We start from the raw sequence: 20,305 nt of genomic DNA, 5'->3' as shown, positions 1-20,305 counted from the left end.
GCGAGATGCGCTACATGATGCTGGTACGGGCCGACGAGAACACCGAGTCCGGCGTGCTGCCGCCGCCGGAGGTGTTCGAGGAGATGAGCCGGTACAACGAGGAGCTGGTGAAGGCCGGCGTGCTGCTGGCCGCCGACGGGCTGCACCCGAGCGAGAAGGGCTTCCGGGTGACCTGGCCCGGCGGGAAGCCGACCGTGACCGACGGCCCGTTCGCGGAGGCGAAGGAGCTGATCGCGGGCTACTGGGTGATCCAGGTCAAGTCGCGCGAGGAGGCCGTGCAGTGGGCCAGCCGGGTGCCGTTCGGGGAGGGCGGGGTGCTGGAACTGCGGCAGATCTTCGAGCCCACCGACTTCCCCGCCGAGGTGCTGCCGCCGGACGCGATGGAGCGGGAGCAGGCGCTGCGCGAGGAAGTGGAGCGGCAGGCCGGTAACCGGTAGCGGGGCACGGCCGGGGTGCTGCGGGTTTGCGGCGCCCCGGCCGCCGCTGCTGTGATGGGGTGTCGTGACGAGTACGCAGGCACGGCACCCCGAGGACGACCCCGTGCACCGCACGGTTGCCGCGGTGTGGCGGATGGAGTCGCCGCGGCTGATCGCCGGCCTGACCCGGATCGTCCGTGATCTGGAGGCGGCCGAGGAGCTGGCCCAGGACGCGCTGGTGGCCGCGCTGGAGCAGTGGCCCGCCGAGGGGGTGCCGCGCAACCCCGGTGCCTGGCTGATGACCACCGCCCGGCGGCGCGCGATCGACCTGGTGCGCCGCGAGCAGCGGCTGGCCGGCAAGCTCGACCGGTTCGGCCCCGAGCTGGCCGGTGAGCCTGCCGCCGGGCCCGAGCAACTCGCCGAGCAGGCCGAGGAGATCGAGGACGACCTGCTGCGGCTGGTGTTCACCGCCTGCCACCCGGTGCTCGCCACCGAGGCGCGGGTGGCGCTGACCCTGCGGTTGCTGGGCGGCCTGACCACGGACGAGATCGCGCGGGCGTTCCTGGTCCCGGAGGCCACCCTCGCGCAACGGATCGTGCGGGCGAAGCGGACGCTGTCCCGGGCCGAGGTGCCGTTCGAGGTGCCGAGCGGGGCGGAGCTGGCCGGGCGGCTGGAATCGGTCCTGGAGGTCATCTATCTGATCTTCAACGAGGGGTACGCGGCGACGGCCGGCGACGACTGGATGCGGCCCGCGCTCTGCGAGGACGCACTGCGGCTGGGCCGGGTGCTGGCCGGCCTGATGCCCGCCGAGCCGGAGGTGCACGGGCTGGTCGCACTGATGGAGATCCAGGCCTCCCGCTCGACGGCGCGCAGCGGACCGGACGGCGCGCCGGTGCTGCTGCTCGACCAGGACCGCGGACGCTGGGACCAGTTGCTGATCCACCGGGGTCTGACGGCGCTCGGGCGGGCCGAGGAGCTGGCCGCGGGCCGGCCGGGTCCGTACGCGCTGCAGGCCGCGATCGCCGCCTGCCACGCGCGGGCGGTCACCGCCGAGCAGACCGACTGGATCCGGATCGCGGCGCTGTACGAGGCGCTGGCCCACCGTGCGCCGTCACCGGTGGTGGAGCTGAACCGCGCGGTGGCGCTGGGCATGGCGTTCGGCCCGGGGACCGGCCTGGCGCTGATCGACCAGCTGACCGGTGAGCCCACGCTGCGCGGCTACCACCTGCTGCCCGCCGTCCGCGGCGATCTGCTGGCCAAGCTCGGTCGCCCGGCCGAGGCCCGCGTGGAGTTCGAACGGGCGGCGGCGCTCACCCGCAACGAACGGGAGCGCGCGCTGCTGCTGGCCCGGGCGGCGGACTGTGCCGCCGACCGAGGAGGCCGCCGGGCCTGAGGCCGCCGGGCCGGGCCCGAGGATGCCGAGCCTGAGGCCGCCGGGGGCCTGGTGACGGTCACGGCCGGCTGGCTAGCCTGGCGCGATGACAGAAAATGATCATCGTATCGACGAACTCCCGCTTGAGCTGGTCATCTTCGACTGTGACGGCGTGCTGGTGGACAGTGAGCGGATCGCGGTCCGGGTGCAGGTCGCCCTCGGCGCCGAGCTGGGGTGGGCGCTGACCGAGGCGGAGGTGATCGACCGCTTCATCGGCCGTTCCACCGCCTCGATCGGCGAGCAGGTGGCCGAGCGCCTGGGTGAGCGGACGGCCGCCGAGTGGCAGCGCCGCTTCGAGGAGCAGCACCGGGTGGCGGTGGACGAGGGGCTGACGGCGGTCGACGGCATCGAGCAGGCGCTGGCCGCGCTGCGCCTGCCGACCTGCGTGGCCTCCAGCGGCAGTCCGCAGAAGATGCGCCACACGCTGGGGCACACCGGCCTGTACGACTACTTCGACGGCCGGATCTTCAGCGCCGCCGAGGTCGCCCGTGGCAAGCCCGCCCCGGACCTGTTCCTGCACGCGGCCGCCCGGATGGGCGTGCGCCCCCAGGCCTGCGTGGTGGTCGAGGACAGCACGGCCGGGGTGCGGGCGGCCCGGGCGGCCGGGATGCGGGTGCTCGGTTACGCGGGCGGGCTGACCCCGGCCGACCGGCTGGCGGCGGCGGGCGCCCGGGTCTTCCACGACATGCGCGAGCTGCCCGGCCTGCTGGCCGGCTGGGAGGCGGCCGACGGGGCGGGCGCCGCGGGCACCGCCGGGTACACGGCGGCGGCCGCGGCGCTGGCCGAGCAGTACGAGGAGGTCGGCTTCGAGCAGGTGCACCACCGGATGCTGCACCTACTGCCGACCGTGCCCTCCCGGGTGCTGGACGTGGGCGCCGGCACCGGCCGGGACGCCGCCGCGCTGGCCTGCCTGGGCCACGCGGTCACCGCTGTGGAGCCGACCGCCGCGCTGCGCGCGCACGGCGAGCGGCTGCACGCCGGCAGCGCGGTGCGCTGGGTGGACGACGCGCTGCCCGGGCTGCCCGAGCTCGCAGCGGCGGGCGAGCGGTACGACCTGATCATGCTGACCGCGGTCTGGATGCACCTCGCGCCGCGCGAGCGGGCCGTGGCGATGCCTGCCGTGGCGGGGCTGCTCGCGCCCGGCGGCACGCTGCTGATGACGGTGCGCCAAGGACAGGTGCCGGCCGGGCGGCGGATGTTCGCGGTGCCGACGGCGGAGGTTCTCGCCCAGGCGGGCGCGCTGGGGCTGCGCCCGGTGCACCAGGACGAGCGGGCGGACCTGCACGGACGGGACGGCGTGCGGTGGGCCGAGCTGGGGTTCGTCCGGCAGCCGTGAGAGCGGCCGTGAGAGCAGCCGTGCGAGAAGCCGTGCGAGAAGCTGCGAGGGCAGCCGTGAAACCGGTGCCGGACCGGACCGTACTGCGTCAGGCCGGCGCCGGGACCGCGTCAGGTCAGCAGGGCGGCGGGGCCTGCGGCAGGTGGGTGGCGGCCCAGTCGCGCAGCTCGTCCAGCGCCGGGCGCAGCGCCTGGCCCGCCTCGGTCAGCTCGTAGCGCACCCGCAGCGGCGGGCCCTCGTCCACCTGCCGGAGCACCAGCTTGGCCTCGGCCAGCTCGGTCAGCCGGTCGGAGAGCATCCGCTCGCTGATCCCCGGGATCGCCCGCCGCAGCTCGGAGAAGTACGCGGGCTGGTAGCTGAGAACCGCGACCACCAACCCTGACCAGCGCTTCCCGAGCAGCGTGAAGACCCGGGTCAGCGCCTCGTCGGCGCCGGTGCACGGGCCGGCCGCCGGCCCCGACGCCCCGCACACCGGGATCGCGGACGGCACTTCGGTGTTCTGCTCCACCTGCGTCATGCCCGCCTCCGGCAGTGTCCTGGCTCGCCCATGCCTCCAGACTACGACCATCCGATAGTGACTGCGGAAAAGTAAGCTGCTACGTTATTACCAGCTGCCGACGAAACGGCAGTGACTATCGCAAGGTATGGAGGGACTGCCATGTCCACGCTTCTGCACATCGACTCGTCGGCCATGACCCAGGGCTCGGTCTCGCGTGAGGTCGCGGCGACCTTCCGCCAGGAGTGGCAGGCCGCCCACCCGGACGGCACGGTGGTCTACCGCGACCTCGCCGTCACCCAGGTGCCGCACCTGAGCGCCGCCGCCATCACCGCCCAGTACAGCGCTCCCGAGGCGCACACCGAGGAGCAGCGGGCCGCCGTGGCGCTGCGCGAGGAGCTGATCGTCGAGCTGGAGCAGGCCGACGCCGTGCTGATCAGCAGCCCGATGTACAACTTCACCATCCCGTCCTCGCTCAAGGCCTGGCTGGACCAGGTGGTGCAGTTCGGCCGCACCGGCGGCGAGGGCGGCACGGTCGCCGGCAAGCCGATCACCGTGGTCGTCTCGCGCGGTGGCGCGTACGGGCCCGGCACCCCGCGCGAGTCCTTCGAGTTCGCCACCAGCTACCTGGAGAAGGCGCTGACCGGACTGCTCGGCGCCGAGGTCGACCTGGTGGTCGCGGAGCTGACGCTGGCCCGGGTCAACCCGGCGATGGCCGAGTTCATCGAGCTGGCGGACGCCTCCAAGGCGCAGGCCCACGAGCAGGCGGCGGCCAAGGGCAAGGCGCTGGCCGCGCGACTGGCGGAGCCGGCCGCGGTCTGACGACCGGTCGACTGCCGCTGCCCGGCGCGCGGCTGACGGCCCGTCGAGCGGGGGACGACGGACCGTGGCGGCGCCGGGCCCCGCGCTCACCCGCCCGGGCGCGCCTGCCGGGCGGTGCGGGGGGTCCACTCCCATGCTGGTGCCGACAGCGCCCCCGCCCGGTGGGGCGCGGGGGCCGTCGGACCAGGGAGAGCCAGTGACGTCGTCGCCACCGCCGCAGGAGCACGCCGAGGGGAGCGGCAACGGCGTCGCCCCGGTGGGCGCCGAGGCGGCCGGGCGCCCCGGGCCGCCGCTGGCGATCGAGGTCTTCACCGGCCCCGAGTCGGCCTTCTTCGCCACCTCCAGTCTGATCATCGGTGCCCGGGACGCGATCCTGGTCGACGCCCAGCTGACCCGCAGCGCCGGTCGCGAACTGGCCGAGTGGATCGCCGGCAAGGGCCGCAACCTGCTGGCCGTGGTGATCACCCACCCGCACCCCGACCACTACTTCGGGGTCGAGGAGGTGCTGCGGCTCTTCCCGCAGGCGCATGTGCTGGCGGCCCCGCCGGTGGTGGCCGCCATCGCCGCCACGGCCGCCGCCAAGGTCCGGCAGTGGCGGCCGGTGTACGGGGCCGACATCCCCGAGAACCCGGTGCTGCCCCGCCCGTTGCGTCCGCAGCCGCTGATGATCGACCGTCAGCTGATCCGGGTGCTCTACCTCGGCCAGGGCGACTGCGACACCTCGACCGTCGTGCACGTGCCCGGCTCGCGCACGGTGATCGCCGGTGACCTGGTCTACAACGGCACCCACCTCTGGACCGCCGACACCACCACCGAGCAGCGCATCGCCTGGATCCGCAACCTGGGCCGGATCGCCGAACTCGACGTGACGAGGGTGATCGCCGGCCACCGGGCGCCGGACCAGGACGACGACGCGGGCCGGGTGCTGGCCTTCACCGGCGAGTACCTGCAGGACTACGACCGGCTGCTGGCCGCGCACCCGGGGGATCCGGAGGGCCTGATCGCGGCGGTCGGCGAGCGCTACGGCGAGCTGACGCTGCCGCCGGTGCTGGCGGCGGCCGCGGCGGCGCACACCGCGGCGGAGGTGGTGGCGGACGGCGGCGGGGCGGCAGGCGGGGGAGAGGACGAGGCGGCGGCCGAGGGCGGGGCGACTGCCGAGGCCGAGGACTGACCGAGCGGCCGAGGCCGAGCCGCCGAGGCTCGATACTGGCCCCATGACCAGTGGCCCCACGCCCACGCCCTTCGACGCGATCGTGCTGGCCGGCGGTGCGGCCCGCCGGCTCGGCGGCGTCGACAAGCCGCGGCTGACGGTCGGCGGCCGCAGCCTGCTCGACCGGGTGCTCGACGCCTGCGCGGCGGCGGACACCACGGTGGTGGTCGGGCCCGAAAGCCCGCGTCCGGAGGAACCGGCGGACCCGGCGGCGCCCCGCGGGCCGCGCTGGACCAGGGAGCAGCCGCCCGGCGGCGGCCCGGTGGCCGCCGTCGCGGCCGCACTCGTCGAGCCGGCGCTGCGTTCGCCGGTGGTCCTGCTGCTCGCCGCCGACCTGCCGTTCCTGGACGCCCGCACGGTGCGCGCGCTGGTCGCCGCGGTCGCCCGGGACGGCGCACCGCACCCGCAGGCCGCGATGCTGGTGGACGCCGACGGACGGGACCAGCCGCTGGCCGCCGCCTACCGGGCCGCGCCGCTGCGTGCGACGCTGGCGGCACTGGGCGATCCGGTGGGCCGGCCGCTGCGCCGGCTGGTCGGCGGCCTGCGCACGGTGCGGCTGGCCGATCCTGACGGCGTGTCGCAGGACTGCGACACCTGGGAGGACCTGGAGCGGGCCCGCCGCCGGGCGGCGGAGCGGGCCGCGGACGGGTGAGCTCAGGCCGCTCCGGTCACCCCGGTGAGCGAAACGCCTGCCCCGCGTCACACCGCGGCACGGTCGGGTGCCGTCGAGTGCGGCAGCATGGTCCACCATGGAACGCACGCTGAACGACTGGATGACCGAGGCGGCGGCCGAGCTGGGCATCGACCCGGAGGCCGACCTGCGGGAGCTGCTCGACCTCGCGAGGGTGGTCGCGCACGGGGTGGAGCGCCCGGCCGCACCGCTGACCACCTTCCTGGTCGGTTACGCCGCGGCCGCCCGCGGCGGTGGCCCCGGCGCGCTCACCGAGGCGGTGCGGCAGGTCACCGCCCTGGCCGAGCGCTGGGCGGCCCAGTCCGCAGCCGAACAGTCGGCAGCCGGACAGCCCGCGGCCGGACAGCCGGCGGCCGGACAGCAGTCGACGGACGGTCAGCCCGCCGCCGGGCCCGGCCCGCACCCCGGCCCGCGCCCCGGGCCGGAGCACCGGCCGTGAACGCGGCCGCCCCGCCGCTCGGCGCCGCCGGGACGGCCACCCCCACCCCGATCGCCCGGTGGCCGCAGGCCCGTGCGATCGCCCGGCGGGCCGCCGCCCGGCTGCCGAGGCCGGTCCTGGAGCTCGACCTCGCCGCCGCGCTCGGCCACACCCTGGCCGGCCCGCTCGCCGCGCTCACCGACCTGCCCGCCTTCGACACCGCCGCGATGGACGGCTGGGCGGTGGCCGGGCCCGGCCCCTGGCGGCTGGCCGGCCGGGTGCTGGCGGGCCGGACCCCGCCGCCGCTGGCCGACGGCTGGGCCACCGAGATCGCCACCGGCGCGCAGCTGCCGCCCGGCGCCACCGCCGTGCTGCGCCGCGAGCACGGCCGGGTGGAGCGGCGGACCCTCGCCGCCGGGACGCTGCACCCGAGCGGCCCGGGCCCGCTGGCCCCGGGGCAGGACGTGCGGCCGCGCGCCCAGGAGTGCCGTCGCGGTGAGGAGTTGCTGCCCGCCGGGACGCCGGTCACCCCGGCCGTCCTCGGCCTGGCCGCCGCCTGCGGCTACGACCGGCTGACGGTCGGCCGCCCACCCACCGTGGAGCTGCTGGTGCTCGGCGACGAGGTGGTGCCGGCCGGCCTGCCGGGGCCGGGCCTGGTCCGCGACGCGCTCGGGCCGATGCTGCAGCCGTGGCTGCGGGCCGCGGGCGCCGAGCTGCTCGGCCGGCGCGCGGTGCGCGACGACTTCGCGCTGCTGCGGGACGCGGTGCGCCGTTCGCCGGCCGAACTGATCATCACCACCGGCGGGACGGCCGCGGGTCCGGCCGACTTCCTGCACACGGCGCTGGCCGAGAGCGGCGCCCGGCTGCTGGTGGACGGCGTCGCCGTCCGGCCCGGGCACCCGATGCTGCTCGCCGAGCTGCCGCCGGCCGGCCCCGACGGGCGGATCCGTCACCTGGTCGGTCTGCCCGGCAACCCGCTGGCCGCCGTGGCGGGCACCGTCACCCTGGCGCTGCCCCTGCTGCACGCGAGCAGCGGGCGCGAGGCGGGGTCGGGCCGCTGGGCCAGGACGGCCCGGGCGCTGTCGGGGCATCCCGGCGACACCCGGCTGCTGCCGGTGCGACTGACCGAGGACGGCCCGGTGCCGCTGGCCTTCGACGGCCCGGCGATGCTGCGCGGACTGGCGCTCGCCGAGGCGCTGGCGGTCGTCCCGCCGGGCGGGGTGGCGGCGGGGGAGCGGGTGGAGCTGCTGGGCGTACCGGACTGACCGCCCGGTCAGGGCGGTGGCCCGGCCACGACACACACCCGCGGCCTCCCGGGCGCCCGCCACCGGGCCCCGCATGCTGGGCAGATGATCGACGGTGACCAGCGCCCGCGCCTGCCGCGCCGCGGTGCCCGGCGTGCCCAGGACACCGACGGCGAGACGGGCAGCCGGATCGAGCTGCCGGCCCGGGGCAGCGCACCGCCGCTGCGGCAGGTCGGGCTGCGGGTCGCGATCGCGCTCGCGGTGCTCTTCGCCACCGCGCTGATCGTCTGGCTGGACCGGGACGGCTACCACGACAACGCGCACGCCACGCTGAGCTTCCTCGACGCCGCCTACTACGCGACCGTCACCCTCTCCACCACCGGCTACGGCGACATCACCCCGGTCAGCGACGGCGCGCGGCTGGCCAACATCCTGGTGATCACCCCGCTGCGGGTGGTCTTCCTGATCATCTTGGTCGGCACCACCCTGGAGGTGCTGGCCGAACGGACCCGTCGGCAGTGGCGGATCGGACGCTGGAGGTCCCAGGTGCACGACCACGCCGTGATCGTCGGTTACGGGACCAAGGGGCGCAGCGCGGTCCAGACCCTGCTCGGCCAGGGGGTGGCCAAGGAGGCGGTCGTGGTGGTGGACCCGCAGCGCCGGGCCATCGAAGCGGCCACCCTGGACGGCCTGGTGGGCGTGGTGGGCGACGCCACCAGGACGGAGACCCTGCTGCGGGCCGAGGTGCCGAAGGCGGCCCAGGTGGTGGTGGCCACCGAGCGCGACGACACGGCGGTGCTGGTCACCCTGACGGCCCGGCAGCTGAACAAGGCGGCCACCGTGGTCGCCGCCGTGCGGGAGGACGAGAACGCCCCGCTGCTGCGGCAGAGCGGGGCCGACGTCGTGGTGACCAGCTCCAGCTCGGCCGGGCGGCTGCTGGGCATGTCGATGCTCAGCCCGAACGCCGGGGCGGTGATGGAGGACCTGCTGACCTACGGCCGGGGCCTGAACGTGGTGGAGCGTCCGGTCACCCGGGCCGAGGCCGGGCAGAGCCCGCGGGCCTGCCCCGACCTCGTGGTCGCGGTGGTGCGCGGCCGGCGGGTGCTGGACTTCGCCGACCCGGAGGCCGCCACGCTCCAGCTCACCGACCGGGTGATCACCATCGCGCGCTCCACACCGGTGTCCTGAGCGGCCGGCGTCCTGAGCGGCCGGCGTCCTGAGGCGCCCGCGTGCTCAGGGACCGGCCTCAGCCCGCCCGGTCGGCTGCCAGCACCGTGTGCCGCAGCAGCAGCGCGGTGGTCACCGGCCCCACCCCACCGGGCACCGGGGTCAGCGAGCCCGCCCGCTCGGCCACCTCGGGGGCCACGTCGCCGACCAGCCCGCCCTCGGGCGTGGGGTTGGTCCCGACGTCGATCACCACCGCGCCCGGACGCACATGGGCGGCCGTGATCAGCCCGGGCCGGCCCACCGCGGCCACCAGCACGTCGGCGGTGCCGGTCACCGCGGCCAGGTCGGCGGTGCGCGAGTGGCAGACCGTCACCGTGGCGTCCCGGTCGAGCAGCAGGTGCGCGGCGGGCTTGCCGACCACCGTGGAGCGGCCCACCACCACGGCCTGACGGCCACTCAGCGGCACCTTGTAGTGGTCGAGCAGGGTGACCACGGCCTCGGCGGTGGCCGGTGCGAAGGCCGGCAGACCGCTGGCCAGGCGGCCCAGCGAGAGCGGGTTGGCGCCGTCGACGTCCTTCTCGAAGGCGATCGCCGAGGCCAGCTCCTCCAGCGTGGTGCCGCTCGGCAGCGGGGTCTGCAGCATCAGGCCGTGCACCAGCGGATCCGCACCGAGCCGGGTCAACCGCTCGCGGATCGCCTCCGGCGCGGCGTCCGCGCCCAGGTCGTGGACGGTGCACTCCAGGCCGGTCTTCAGCGCCGCGCGCTGGATCGAACGCACGTACCAGGCGCTCGACTTGTCGTCGGTGGCGGTGACCACGGCCAGCTGCGGCCGGCGTCCGGCGGCGGCCAACTCCTCGGCGCGGGCGGCGGCCTCGGCCCGGATCGAGGCGGCCAGCTCGGTGCCGGACAGGACGATGGCGGTCACTTGGCGATCTCCGCCCGGACGGCGGCGGTGATCTGTTCGGCGCGGGTGGCGATCTCGTCCACCCGGGCGGTCTCGGCCAGCAGCGCCTCGCGGGTGCGCTCCTCGCGGATCCCACCGAGGTTGACCTCCACGTTGACCCGGGCGGTGGTGGCCGCGGCGCGGGCCGCCTCGGCGGCGGCCGCGATGTCGGTGATCACGTTGGGGTTGCCGATCGGCAGCAGCACCTCGGCGAGTTCCACGGCGTCCAGGGCGGCGGTGATGACCTCGGCCGGCGGCCGGGCGGCGCCGGCCAGCGCCTGGCCGATGGCGGCCGAGCGGGCCGCCCTGGCCGCCTCGTCGTCCGTGGGCAGCCGGTAGGCGCCGGTCACCGCGGTGAACGCGGCGGCGTCCTGCTCGGCGAGGGTGAGGGCGCGCTCGCGCAGCGCGTCGCTCTCCCGGATGATCCGCTCCACCACCGCCTCGTGGGCGGCGTACTTCTCGCCGGTGCTGTAGCGGGCCACCATGGCCAGCAGGGCCGCCGCCTGGGCGGCGTGCAGGGCGGCTGACGCGCCACCCCCGGGCGCGGGGATCCGGTCGGCCAGGCGGTCCAGGAAATCGCTGATCGTCTCGTCGCGCACGGCGGCTCTTCCTTACGGTGGGTCGGTGTCCGCATTCTGGCATATCTGACTGTCCGTCAGATTTCCGGACGATCGCGTGCACGGGCGGCTTCGGTGGGCGGCCGGTGAAGTGATCCGGAACCCTTGACTGCCTTATAGGTCTAGTCCAGTGTCAGGGCCGTACGCTTCGCACCGCCCCGCCGCCCCCCACCGGAGGGCTCCGTGCGCAAGCCCAACTCCCTTGTCGCCATGCTCGGTTCGGCAGCACTCCTAGCGGGCTGCACGCTCGCGCTGAGCAGTCCGGCGCACGCCGACGGCAGCAACCTGGTCGTCAACTCCGGCTTCGAGACGCGTCGACAGCTTCTTCAACGGCCTCAAGTCCCATGGCAAGCTGCCGGACTACGGCTACGAGTACCTGGTCGGCAACGACCTCCCGAACCAAGTCCTACCTGGTGGCGCCCACCCCGCTCCCGTAGCAACCGCCCCAGGGCCCGCAGGAGGAAGTCCGTCCCGGCGCGGGTGGCGAACGGCCCGCGCGCCGGGGCGGCCGGGTAGCGTCGGACGCATGTACGCAATCACGATTCCCGAGCCCGGCGGTCCCGAGGCGCTCGTCTGGGCCGAGGTGGAGGACCCGGTTCCCGGTGAGGGCGAGGTCCTGGTCGAGGTCGCCGCCACCGCCGTCAACCGGGCGGACACCCTCCAGCGCCAGGGCAGCTACAACCCGCCGCCCGGCGCCTCGCCCTACCCGGGCCTGGAGTGCTCGGGCCGGATCGCGGCGCTCGGCCCCGGTGTCGCCGGCTGGGCGGTCGGCGACGAGGTCTGCGCGCTGCTGGCGGGCGGCGGCTACGCCGAGAAGGTCGCCATCCCGGTCGGCCAACTGCTGCCGGTGCCCAGGGGGCTGGGTCTGGTGGCGGCCGCCGCGCTGCCCGAGGTGGCCGCGACCGTCTGGTCCAACGTCTTCATGGTCGCCCACCTGCGCCCGGGCGAGACGGTGCTGCTGCACGGTGGCGCGAGCGGGATCGGGACGCTGGCGATCCAGCTGGCGAAGGCGGTCGGCGCCAAGGTGATCGTGACCGCGGGCAGCGCGAAGAAGCTGGCGCGCTGCAAGGAGCTGGGCGCGGACGTGGGCATCAACTACCGCGAGCAGGACTTCGTGGCGGCGGTCGGCGAGGCCACCGGCGGCCATGGCGTGGACGTGATCCTGGACATCATGGGTGCCAAGTACCTGCAGCGGAACGTGGACGCGCTGGCGATGTCGGGCCGGCTGGTGATCATCGGCCTGCAGGGCGGCCGCACCGGCGAGTTGGACCTGGGCAAGCTGCTCGCCAAGCGCGGCGCGGTGGTGGCCACCTCGCTGCGCCCCCGTCCGCTGGCCGAGAAGGCGGCGATCGTGGCGGCGGTGCGCGAGCACGTCTGGCCGCTGGTGGAGTCGGGGGTGGTGAAGCCGGTGATCGACCGGGTGCTGCCGCTGACCGAGGTCGGCGAGGCGCACCGGGCGCTGGAGGCGGGCGAGCAGGTGGGCAAGATCGTGCTGCAGGTGTGACCCGCGGCAGCGCGAGGCGGGCCCGGCCCGCCTCGCGGCTCCGCCCGGATTCCGCCCGGATTCCGCATGGTCATGCCGGATCGGCACAGGGAAGGCATAGGGAAATCACGGGGGGGGGGGTAATGCGCGGAGACCCGGATCCCGCTGTGTGCCGGGCCCGAAGTCGCGGTACGAGGCGGTACCGTCACCCGATCCGGCCGGTGAATAACAATTCCCTTTGAGGTCCGGCCAAGGCCTGTCTGGGGTTCCGCGGGAGCCCTAGGCTGCGCGAATGTCGATCCTTCGAAGATTTCGGAGTTCCGGGCCGCGCATGCTGCCGGAACTCGATGACGCCAGACTCGGTCAGGTCCGCCGACAGCTGGACTCACCCCCGATGCCGGGCCAGAGCGAGATCCAGATCGACCAGGTGGAGCGGGTCCTCAAGGAGGCCGGCGCCGACTGGGACCGGCGCGCCCACCGCTGCGGCGTGCTCGCGGAGGCCGCCGCGCACTCCGGCCTGGCCCGCTCCTGGCGGTCGCGGCAGCCGCGCAGCGCGGACGCGCTGGTCTTCGACGCCTGGGTCGAGCTGGTGCGCGGCCGCCGGCGGGGCACGATGGAGGACGCCCGGGCCACCGCCGACCACTGCCACCGGGCGGCCGCCGCCAAGCCGAACGACCCGACTCCCTGGGTGGTCCTGCTCGGGATGCTGCGCCTGCTGCGCGCCGACTCGCGGGACGTCTTCGAGGTCTGGCACGAGGTGACCGCCCGCGACGCCTGGCACCGCGAGGCGCACCTGCAGATGCTGCACTACCTCTCGCCGGAGGAGTGCGGCTCGCGCAGCCATCAGCTGGACTTCGTGGACGCCGTCCGCTCCGGGATCCCCGCGACGGCACCGGCGGTGGGGGTGGAACTGACCGCGCTGGTCGAGGACTACGAGCGCACCACCGCCAAGGGCGGGGTGGAGGCCCTGCTGGCCCGCAGGCAGTGGTCGCAGAACCGCGCGAACTCGGCCCTGGAGCGCGCCCTGGCCGGCTGGACCGGCCCCGACGGGCTGCCGCACGCCAACGCCCTGGCCGACCTGAACCTGCTGGCCTACGCCCTGGTCCAGGCCGGGCGGGTGCGCGAGGCGACGCGGACCTTCGAGCTGATCGGCGAGACGGTGACCCCGTGGCCGTGGCAGCTGGACGGAGAACCGCTGGAGCAGTTCGGCTACTGGCGTTCGAAGGCGCTGCGCTGACGCAGCGTCAACGGCCGGTGGCGCGGCGCGCGTGAGATCGGACGCATGATCAGGAACCTTCCGGTGCAGGAAAGGTGTTGATGAGTCAGGGGAGTGAGCGGACTCGTCATCGAGGGGGAGATCATGCGGATCGGACTGCGCCGTCCGGCGGTCGCCGTGTCCACGCTGTTCCTGGCGGTGCCGGTCGTCGCGGGCTGCAACAACGTCGACAACGCGCGCGACTGCGGGAAGCGGGCCATCAGCGTCACCGGTGACGTCCAGGACCTGAAGGACTCCGCCCTCAACGTCGGCCAGTTGACCGACGCGAGCCGTCGGCAGCACACCGCCGACGCGCTGCACAAGCTGCAGGGCGACGTGAAGAAGATCGGCGGCAAGGGCGCCCACGCCGATCTGAACAGCGCGGTCGACAAGCTCTCCAAGGCGATCCAGAACGCCGAGGACGGCCTCGCCCACAACCAGCAGCCCGACCTGTCGCCGATCACCGACGCGGCAGGGGAGTTGGGCAAGGCCTGCGTCTCCGGCTGACGGCGCGGGCGGCGCGGGGTGGGGCGGGGTGGGGCGGGGTGGGGCGGCGCTGGGCGGCCGCAAAACCCCTGGGTCCCGGGCCCGCCCGCGGGTACTGTGCGGCGCTATGACCTGGTTGCCCGCGGAGTTCGTCCACCCTGTCCATGTCCCCGTCCTCGATGGCTACCACCTGCGCCCGATCAAGGCGGCCGACACCGACATCGACTATCCGGCGGTGATGGGCTCGCGCGAGCGGCTCTGGTCGATCTACGGCCCGGCCTTCGGCTGGCCGCCGGCCTCGATGACCTACGAGGCGGACCGGATCGACCTGGCCCGGCACGAGGCCGAGATCGCGGCCCACCAGTCGTTCAACTACGCGCTGCTGGACACCGCGCAGACCGCGCTGCTGGGCTGCGTCTACATCGATCCGCCGACCAGGGTGGGCGCCGACGCCGATGTCTCCTGGTGGGTGGTGGACGAGCTGGTCGGCGGCGAGATCGAGGAGGCGCTGGAGGCGCTGGTGCCGTCCTGGATCGCCGCCGACTGGCCGTTCGCCCGCCCGCGCTACCCGGGGCGCGGCATCTCCTGGGCGGACTGGCTGGCGCTGCCGGAACAGGGCTGAGGCCGCTCCTGCCAAGGGGGATAAGGGCCCCGGACGGCCGACATGCCCGGCCCGGCGGTCTGTGTGACGCTGGTCCGGAGCTGTCCCGCCGCCGGAGCCCCCCCGGGCGCCGGCCGTCGGAAGGACCGTCGTCCGTGGCCAAGCCCTCGCTCTCGTCGTCCCCGCTCTCGCGTTACGCCGCCGCGCGTGCCCGCCGGGTCTGCCGCGCGACCCGCTCCGGTCTCCATTCCCGTACCGTCCGCTGCCGCTCGGCGGTCTGCCGCGGCCTCGGCCGCCGCGGGGCCGTGCGGCGCACCGCCCGGCTCGCCGCCGGGGCGGGGCTGACCGCACCGGTGCTGTTCTCCCTGGTGCTGCCGGTGACCACCGCGCAGGCGGCGCCCGCCGGTGCGGTGGCACAGCCGGCCGCGGTCGTGGCCGGCCTGCCGTCCGAACAGCCGCGACCGATATCCGAGTCGGCGTCGGCCACGGGGGAGTCCCTGGCGGGGGAGTCGGCCGCGGCGCCCGACCCGGACAGCGGCGAAGGGTCGGCCGCGAGCCCGACCCGCGGCGGTGCGGGTGGTGCGGCGAGCGCGGCCGGGCCGGTCGGCGTGCAGCGGCCGACACCGGCCCAGCTGCCGCCGTCGCCCTCCCGGCCGCAGTCCTCGGGGCCGGCCGCGAGCCCGCCCCGGACCGCCACGCCCACGCCCGTGGCGAGCGTCACCGGGAGGCCGACGCCGCGGCCCGGTACGACTCCGGCCCCGAGCGCCTCCGCCACCGGGAGTGCGGCCCCCACCACCGACGCGGCGTCCCCCACGGGCGATCCCGCGGTGCTGCCCGCCGCGGCCCCGCCCGCCGACCTGTCGGCGAGCGACCCGCCGAACGACCCGGCCGGCGACCGGACCGCCGACGCGGGTGACGCCCCGGGCAGCGGACCCGCCGATGCCGCGGCCGCCGGCCCCGCCGATGCCGCCGCCGGTCCCGTCGCCGGCGGACCCGCCGATGTCGAGGCCGACCTGCCGGTCGCCCCGGGCGCCTCCCTCCTGGTGCCGGCGACGCCGCCCGGCACCGAGGCGGACCCGCCGGCCCCCGCGGACGCCCCCGCCGCCACCCCCGCCGCCACCGAGCAGGCCGCCGCGGTCACCACCGTCATGGTGACCCTGCGGGACCCGGCCACACTGGTGCTCTCGCTCGGCATCGGGCTGCTGCTGATCGGCTGCGGGCTGGGGCTGGTCGGGCTGCGCCTGCGGCTGCGGCCGCGCCGTGGCTGACCAGGGGCGGCCGGGCGGGCGGTGACCGGGACCGGAGGTCGGTTGACCCCCTCACCGGCCGGAGCATATGAAGGAGCTATGACGAAGCCGAACGAACGGCCCGAGCACGAGCCGTACCAGGGATCGACGGGACCGACCGGGCCGTCGGACGACAGCCTGCAGCAGGTGCTGATCGTGGGCCCGGACGGCATGGCGGTCGGCGGCGCGCCGGGCGCCCAGAGCCGTGTCTTCGGCCGCACCGGCGCGGACGGGGAGCACCGCGAGCTGCCGGTGACCGAGATGGTCGAGCAGCCCGCCAAGGTGATGCGGATCGGCAGCATGATCAAGCAGCTGCTGGAGGAGGTCCGCGCGGCTCCCCTCGACGAGGCCAGCCGGGCCCGGTTGAAGGACATCCACGCCAGCTCGATCAAGGAGCTGGAGCTGGGGCTGGCCCCGGAGCTGGTGGAGGAGCTGGAGCGGCTCTCGCTGCCGTTCACCGAGGACACCATCCCCACCGAGGCCGAGCTGCGGATCGCCCAGGCCCAGCTGGTCGGCTGGCTGGAGGGGCTCTTCCACGGGATCCAGACCGCGCTCTTCGCCCAGCAGATGGCCGCCCGGGCCCAGCTGGAGCAGATGCGCCGCGCGCTGCCGCCGGGCAGTGTGCCGATGGACCAGGAGTTCGAGGACCCGGGCGAGGGGCACGGCATGCGCTCCGGCCCCTACCTGTAGCCGTCGGCCCCGAGGCCGGTCATCCGAGGCCGGTCGTCCGAGACCCTCCTTTGAGGCGGCCCGGTCGCGGCGACCTGCTGCGACCGGGCCGTTCGGACACCGCCCGGTGCACCGCGGCGGTGCGGCCGGGCGCGGTGGCGGTGGGCGCGGCGGCAGCCGATACCCTGACCCCTGTTGTAGGCCCGCCGAGGGGGAAGCAGAGGACCATGAGCGAGGACGGCAGCACCGGAGTGGACCAGTCGCAGGGGCAGCTCACCTCGCTGGGCCACGGCCGGTATGTCCTGCAGCGGCTGCTGGGCGAGGGCGGTATGGCCTCGGTCCACCTGGCCTACGACAACGTGCTCGGCCGCAACGTCGCGGTGAAGACGCTGCACACCGAGCTGGGCCGCGAGCAGTCCTTCCGCGAGCGCTTCCGGCGCGAGGCGCAGGCGGTCGCCCGCCTCCAGCACCCCAACATCGTCGCGGTCCACGACACCGGCGAGGAGGTGGCGCCGGACGGTGCCACCACCCCGTACATCGTCATGGAGTACGTCGAGGGCCACTCGCTGCGCGACGTGCTCAACCAGGCGATCGCCGAGCACGGTGCGATGCCCGCCGACCAGGCGCTGAAGATCACCAGCGCGGTGCTGGCCGCCCTGGACACCTCGCACGACCAGGGCCTGGTGCACCGCGACATCAAGCCGGGCAACGTCATGGTGAACACCAAGGGCGAGGTCAAGGTGATGGACTTCGGCATCGCCCGGGCCATGCAGTCGGGGGTGACCTCGATGACCCAGACCGGCATGGTGGTCGGCACCCCGCAGTACCTCTCGCCCGAGCAGGCGCTGGGCAAGAGCGTGGACGCCCGCTCCGACCTCTACTCGGTCGGCTGCATGCTCTTCGAACTGCTCACCGGCCGGCTGCCGTTCGACGGGGACTCGCCGTTCTCGATCGCCTACAAGCACGTGCAGGAGCAGCCGCCGGCTCCCTCCACGGTGAACCGGGCGGTGACCCCGGCGGTGGACGCGCTGGTGGCCCGCTCGCTGCGCAAGGACCCCTCGCACCGCTTTCCCACCGCGCAGACCATGCGCGACGAGGTCGAGCGGGTGGCCGGCGGGGAGAAGAACGGCGGCGCGTCGCTGGCCGCCTCCCCGCTGGTGATCAGCGAGGGGCCGCGGGCCACCCACGCCTCCAGCTCGCTGGCCAACTTCCCGCCGGTCGGCGGGGACATCAACACCCCCGGCCCGCAGGTGCACCAGCCCTACCAGCCGCAGCCGATGGCCGGTCCGTACGGGCCGCAGACGCCGCCGCCGGCGTACGGGCCCGGGCCGAGCACCCCGACCCCGCAGCCCTACCAGCAGCCGTACCAGACCCCGGCGCCGCAGGCCTACCAGACGCCGCCGGCCTTCCCGCAGCAGGCGCCCACCCCGGCGCCGATGCCGCAGGCCGTCCCGTACGCGCCGCCGCGACCGGTGAAGGCCAACAACAGCGGCTGCTCGACGGCGCTCGTGGTGGTCGGTGTGATCATCGGCGTGATTGTTCTGCTGATCATCATCATTGCGATCGTGGCCAAGAGCAGCACCGACAGCACCAGCCAGCCGCCGCTGCCCTCCCAGGTCAGCCGCCTCGACCCGGCCGCCGGGCCGTCGCCGGACCTGGCGTAGCGGCGCGAATACGCAACGGACTGCCCGCTCCCCGGCAGCCGGACGCATTCGGGGTGCGGGCGCCTCAGGCGGTAGCGTTCTCGGGGAGCGAATCGAAAGGGCGACCGCGACCAGAGCGTCGGCCCGGGGCGAGGGAGTAATGGCACAGACGCATGAGTCGGGCGACGGCGAGGGTGAGTTCACCCCTGCCCCCGGTGCCGGTCCCGGTCCTGAGCACGAGCACGAGTACCCCTACGAGCGGGGTGCGGCCGACGAGGCGCCCTTGGACTACGACCCCGAGCAGACCACGGCCGCCCGCGCCCAGGGCCAGCCGTACGGCGGTCCGAGCACCCCGAGCCGTGGCGTCGCCGCCGCGCTCGGCACCCTCGGCGACGGCCGCTACCGGCTGACCCACCGGCTGGGCCGCGGTGGCATGGCCGAGGTGCTGGCCGCCCAGGACGTGCGCCTGGGCCGCCAGGTCGCGGTCAAGCTGCTCCGCCCCGAGCTGGCCCAGGACGAGGTGTCCCGGCTGCGCTTCACCCGTGAGGCGCACTCGGTGGCCTCGCTCAACCACCACTCGATCGTTGCGGTCTACGACACCGGCGAGGAGCTGGTGGGCGGGGAGTCCACCCCGTACATCGTGATGGAGCTGGTGGAGGGCAAGACCGTCCGCGAGCTGCTGGTGGACGAGGAGGCGCCGCCGGTCGACCAGGCGCTGATCATCATCGCCGGGGTGCTGGAGGCGTTGGACTACAGCCACCGGCACGGCATCGTGCACCGCGACATCAAGCCCGCGAACGTGATCATCACGACCACCGGCGCGGTCAAGGTGATGGACTTCGGCATCGCCCGCGCGCTCGACGGCGCGGCCAGCACCATGACCCAGACCGGCATGGTGATGGGCACCCCGCAGTACCTCTCGCCCGAGCAGGCGCTGGGCAAGCCGGTGGACCACCGCTCCGACCTGTACGCGGCCGGCTGCATGCTCTACGAGCTGCTGGCGCTGCGCCCGCCGTTCACCGGCGACACCCCGCTCTCGGTGGTCTACCAGCACGTCCAGGACGCGCCGGTGCCGCCCGCGCAGGCCAACGGCCGGGTGCCCTGGCAGCTGGACGAGCTGGTGCTGCGCTCGCTGGCGAAGAACCCGGACGAGCGGTTCCAGAGCGCGGACGAGTTCCGCGCCCACATCCAGCACGCGCTGCGCGAGATGCACGGCGCGGGCGGCTACCCCACCGCGCAGCTCGGCGGCTTCGGGCAGTCGGGCTACGACGGCACCCCGGGCCAGGGGACCGCGGTCACGGCGGTCTTCGGGGCGGCCGGGGCCGGCCGGCCCGCCGACCAGACCGCCGTGCTGCCCTACGGCGGTCAGACCTCCGGCTACCCGACCCCGGCCACGCCGTACGGCGGCGCGGGCGGCGGTGGCGGCAACGGTGGTGGTGGTGACGGCTACGGCGGCGGCTACGAGGAGCAGCCGCGGCCCGGCCGGCGCAAGGCGCTGGCCTGGGCGGCCGGCGTGGTGCTGGTGCTGGCGGCCGGCATCGGCATCGCGGTGGCGGCCACCGGTGGTGGCACCGGCGGCGGGGGCAGCAACGTGAACCCGGTGGCGCCCAGCGCCCCGACCTCGGCCTCGGACTCGCCGTCCACCTCGCCGACCACGCTCAGCCCGAGCCCCACGCCGAGCCTGAGCCCCAGCCGCAGCCGCACGCCGTACCAGCCGCCCACCGAGCCGTCGCAGCCGAGCTACCAGCCGACCTACCGGCCGCCGCACTCCACCTCGCCGACCGCCAGCCCGTCCACCAGCGGGGTGCCGAGCGGCACGGCGTCCTCCACGGCGCCGGGGACCGGCCAGCCGACCGGCGCCAGCCCGGGGACCGGTCAGCCGACCGGCGCCAGCCCGGGGACCGGTCAGCCGACCGGCAGCACCGGTGGCGGAACGGCCGGTGGTACCGGCGGCGGCACCGGTGGGAGCACGGGTGGTGGGACCACCGGCGGCGGTACTGCCGGTGGCACCGGCGGTACCACCGGTGGCGGCCAGGCCGGTGGCACCGGGCACAGCATTCTGCCGATCAACCCGAGCCCCCAGAACTGAC

The 20,305-nt window shown here is 75.3% G+C and carries 19 protein-coding genes and 2 pseudogenes; 18 read left to right on the top strand and 3 right to left on the bottom strand.

The genetic code is table 11. The features are described from left to right. Window positions 1-5: 5 nt before the first annotated feature. The 4 genes and pseudogenes from ACFZB9_RS28890 (at window position 6) to ACFZB9_RS28875 (ending at window position 3,184) form a co-directional block, all read left to right on the top strand. Window positions 6-437 carry a YciI family protein gene (locus tag ACFZB9_RS28890; RefSeq protein WP_391451954.1) on the top strand — a complete coding sequence of 144 codons (432 nt, stop codon included), beginning with the start codon at window positions 6-8 and terminating at the stop codon, window positions 435-437. Between the two features lie 133 nt (window positions 438-570). Next, the gene (locus ACFZB9_RS28885; RefSeq protein ID WP_391452120.1) at window positions 571-1,809 is read left to right on the top strand and encodes an RNA polymerase sigma factor; all 1,239 of its coding nucleotides are present in this window, start codon (window positions 571-573) and stop codon (window positions 1,807-1,809) included. Window positions 1,810-1,894: 85 nt separating this feature from the next. Continuing rightward, window positions 1,895-2,560, top strand: a pseudogene (locus ACFZB9_RS28880) (HAD family hydrolase); the annotation flags it as partial. Further along, window positions 2,534-3,184 carry a class I SAM-dependent methyltransferase gene (locus tag ACFZB9_RS28875; protein WP_391452118.1) on the top strand — a complete coding sequence of 217 codons (651 nt, stop codon included), beginning with the start codon at window positions 2,534-2,536 and terminating at the stop codon, window positions 3,182-3,184. The pseudogene ACFZB9_RS28880 and the gene ACFZB9_RS28875, both read left to right, overlap by 27 nt. Window positions 3,185-3,299: 115 nt before the next feature. Here ACFZB9_RS28875 and ACFZB9_RS28870 read toward each other — a convergent pair whose 3' ends face one another. After that, window positions 3,300-3,701 (bottom strand): winged helix-turn-helix transcriptional regulator, encoded by a 402-nt coding sequence (locus tag ACFZB9_RS28870; RefSeq protein ID WP_391451952.1) that lies wholly within the window; start codon window positions 3,699-3,701, stop codon window positions 3,300-3,302. A 141-nt stretch (window positions 3,702-3,842) separates the two neighbouring features. On the opposite strand from ACFZB9_RS28870, the gene ACFZB9_RS28865 reads away from it, so the two are divergent. The 6 genes and pseudogenes from ACFZB9_RS28865 to ACFZB9_RS28840 all read left to right on the top strand — a co-directional run bounded on the left by ACFZB9_RS28865 (window position 3,843) and on the right by ACFZB9_RS28840 (window position 9,253). After that, window positions 3,843-4,502, top strand: coding sequence for an FMN-dependent NADH-azoreductase (locus ACFZB9_RS28865; protein WP_391451950.1), 660 nt, complete (start codon window positions 3,843-3,845; stop codon window positions 4,500-4,502). Between the two features lie 196 nt (window positions 4,503-4,698). After that, window positions 4,699-5,673, top strand: a complete 975-nt coding sequence (locus ACFZB9_RS28860) for an MBL fold metallo-hydrolase (RefSeq protein ID WP_391451948.1) — start codon at window positions 4,699-4,701, stop codon at window positions 5,671-5,673. Between the two features lie 43 nt (window positions 5,674-5,716). After that, entirely contained in the window at window positions 5,717-6,364 is a 648-nt protein-coding gene (locus tag ACFZB9_RS28855) for a molybdenum cofactor guanylyltransferase (RefSeq protein WP_391451947.1), read from the top strand. A 96-nt stretch (window positions 6,365-6,460) separates the two neighbouring features. After that, window positions 6,461-6,725 (top strand): annotated as a pseudogene (locus tag ACFZB9_RS28850) (DUF6457 domain-containing protein); the annotation flags it as partial. Between the two features lie 113 nt (window positions 6,726-6,838). After that, window positions 6,839-8,086, top strand: a complete 1,248-nt coding sequence (locus ACFZB9_RS28845) for a molybdopterin molybdotransferase MoeA (protein ID WP_391451945.1) — start codon at window positions 6,839-6,841, stop codon at window positions 8,084-8,086. 84 nt (window positions 8,087-8,170) lie between these two features. Next, entirely contained in the window at window positions 8,171-9,253 is a 1,083-nt protein-coding gene (locus tag ACFZB9_RS28840; RefSeq protein ID WP_391451943.1) for a potassium channel family protein, read from the top strand. Window positions 9,254-9,311: 58 nt separating this feature from the next. Here the strand turns inward: ACFZB9_RS28840 and ACFZB9_RS28835 are convergent, their stop codons facing one another. Both ACFZB9_RS28835 and ACFZB9_RS28830 read right to left on the bottom strand, forming a co-directional pair. Next, complete coding sequence (locus ACFZB9_RS28835) at window positions 9,312-10,157, bottom strand: bifunctional 5,10-methylenetetrahydrofolate dehydrogenase/5,10-methenyltetrahydrofolate cyclohydrolase (protein WP_391451941.1); 846 nt, start codon at window positions 10,155-10,157, stop codon at window positions 9,312-9,314. Then, on the bottom strand, window positions 10,154-10,774 hold the full coding sequence (locus tag ACFZB9_RS28830; RefSeq protein WP_391451939.1) for a cyclodeaminase/cyclohydrolase family protein: 621 nt from the start codon (window positions 10,772-10,774) through the stop codon (window positions 10,154-10,156). The genes ACFZB9_RS28835 and ACFZB9_RS28830 overlap by 4 nt, the downstream gene beginning before the upstream one ends. A gap of 544 nt (window positions 10,775-11,318) precedes the next feature. Here ACFZB9_RS28830 and ACFZB9_RS28825 point away from each other — a divergent pair. From ACFZB9_RS28825 to ACFZB9_RS28790, 8 genes are all read left to right on the top strand, one after another. After that, window positions 11,319-12,296 (top strand): NAD(P)H-quinone oxidoreductase, encoded by a 978-nt coding sequence (locus ACFZB9_RS28825; RefSeq protein WP_391451938.1) that lies wholly within the window; start codon window positions 11,319-11,321, stop codon window positions 12,294-12,296. 373 nt (window positions 12,297-12,669) lie between these two features. After that, window positions 12,670-13,512: a hypothetical protein gene (locus ACFZB9_RS28820; protein WP_391451936.1), complete on the top strand. Its 843-nt coding sequence runs from the start codon at window positions 12,670-12,672 to the stop codon at window positions 13,510-13,512. A 93-nt stretch (window positions 13,513-13,605) separates the two neighbouring features. Continuing rightward, window positions 13,606-14,037: a hypothetical protein gene (locus ACFZB9_RS28815; RefSeq protein WP_391451934.1), complete on the top strand. Its 432-nt coding sequence runs from the start codon at window positions 13,606-13,608 to the stop codon at window positions 14,035-14,037. A 106-nt stretch (window positions 14,038-14,143) separates the two neighbouring features. Beyond that, window positions 14,144-14,638 carry an N-acetyltransferase gene (locus tag ACFZB9_RS28810; RefSeq protein WP_391451932.1) on the top strand — a complete coding sequence of 165 codons (495 nt, stop codon included), beginning with the start codon at window positions 14,144-14,146 and terminating at the stop codon, window positions 14,636-14,638. Between the two features lie 134 nt (window positions 14,639-14,772). Continuing rightward, window positions 14,773-15,885: a hypothetical protein gene (locus ACFZB9_RS28805; protein ID WP_391451931.1), complete on the top strand. Its 1,113-nt coding sequence runs from the start codon at window positions 14,773-14,775 to the stop codon at window positions 15,883-15,885. A gap of 189 nt (window positions 15,886-16,074) precedes the next feature. Further along, window positions 16,075-16,593 (top strand): bacterial proteasome activator family protein, encoded by a 519-nt coding sequence (locus ACFZB9_RS28800; RefSeq protein ID WP_391452116.1) that lies wholly within the window; start codon window positions 16,075-16,077, stop codon window positions 16,591-16,593. Window positions 16,594-16,799: 206 nt separating this feature from the next. Beyond that, on the top strand, window positions 16,800-18,236 hold the full coding sequence (locus tag ACFZB9_RS28795) for a protein kinase (protein ID WP_391451929.1): 1,437 nt from the start codon (window positions 16,800-16,802) through the stop codon (window positions 18,234-18,236). A 139-nt stretch (window positions 18,237-18,375) separates the two neighbouring features. Then, entirely contained in the window at window positions 18,376-20,304 is a 1,929-nt protein-coding gene (locus ACFZB9_RS28790) for a protein kinase (protein WP_391451927.1), read from the top strand. The last annotated feature ends 1 nt before the right edge of the window (window position 20,305 follow it).

The organism is Kitasatospora sp. NPDC008050 (assembly GCF_042957465.1).
In the GTDB taxonomy this organism is placed as follows: Bacteria; Actinomycetota; Actinomycetes; order Streptomycetales; family Streptomycetaceae; genus Kitasatospora.
Note: the sequence above shows the minus strand (reverse complement) of the source record. Positions and strands in the feature narration are given on the sequence as shown.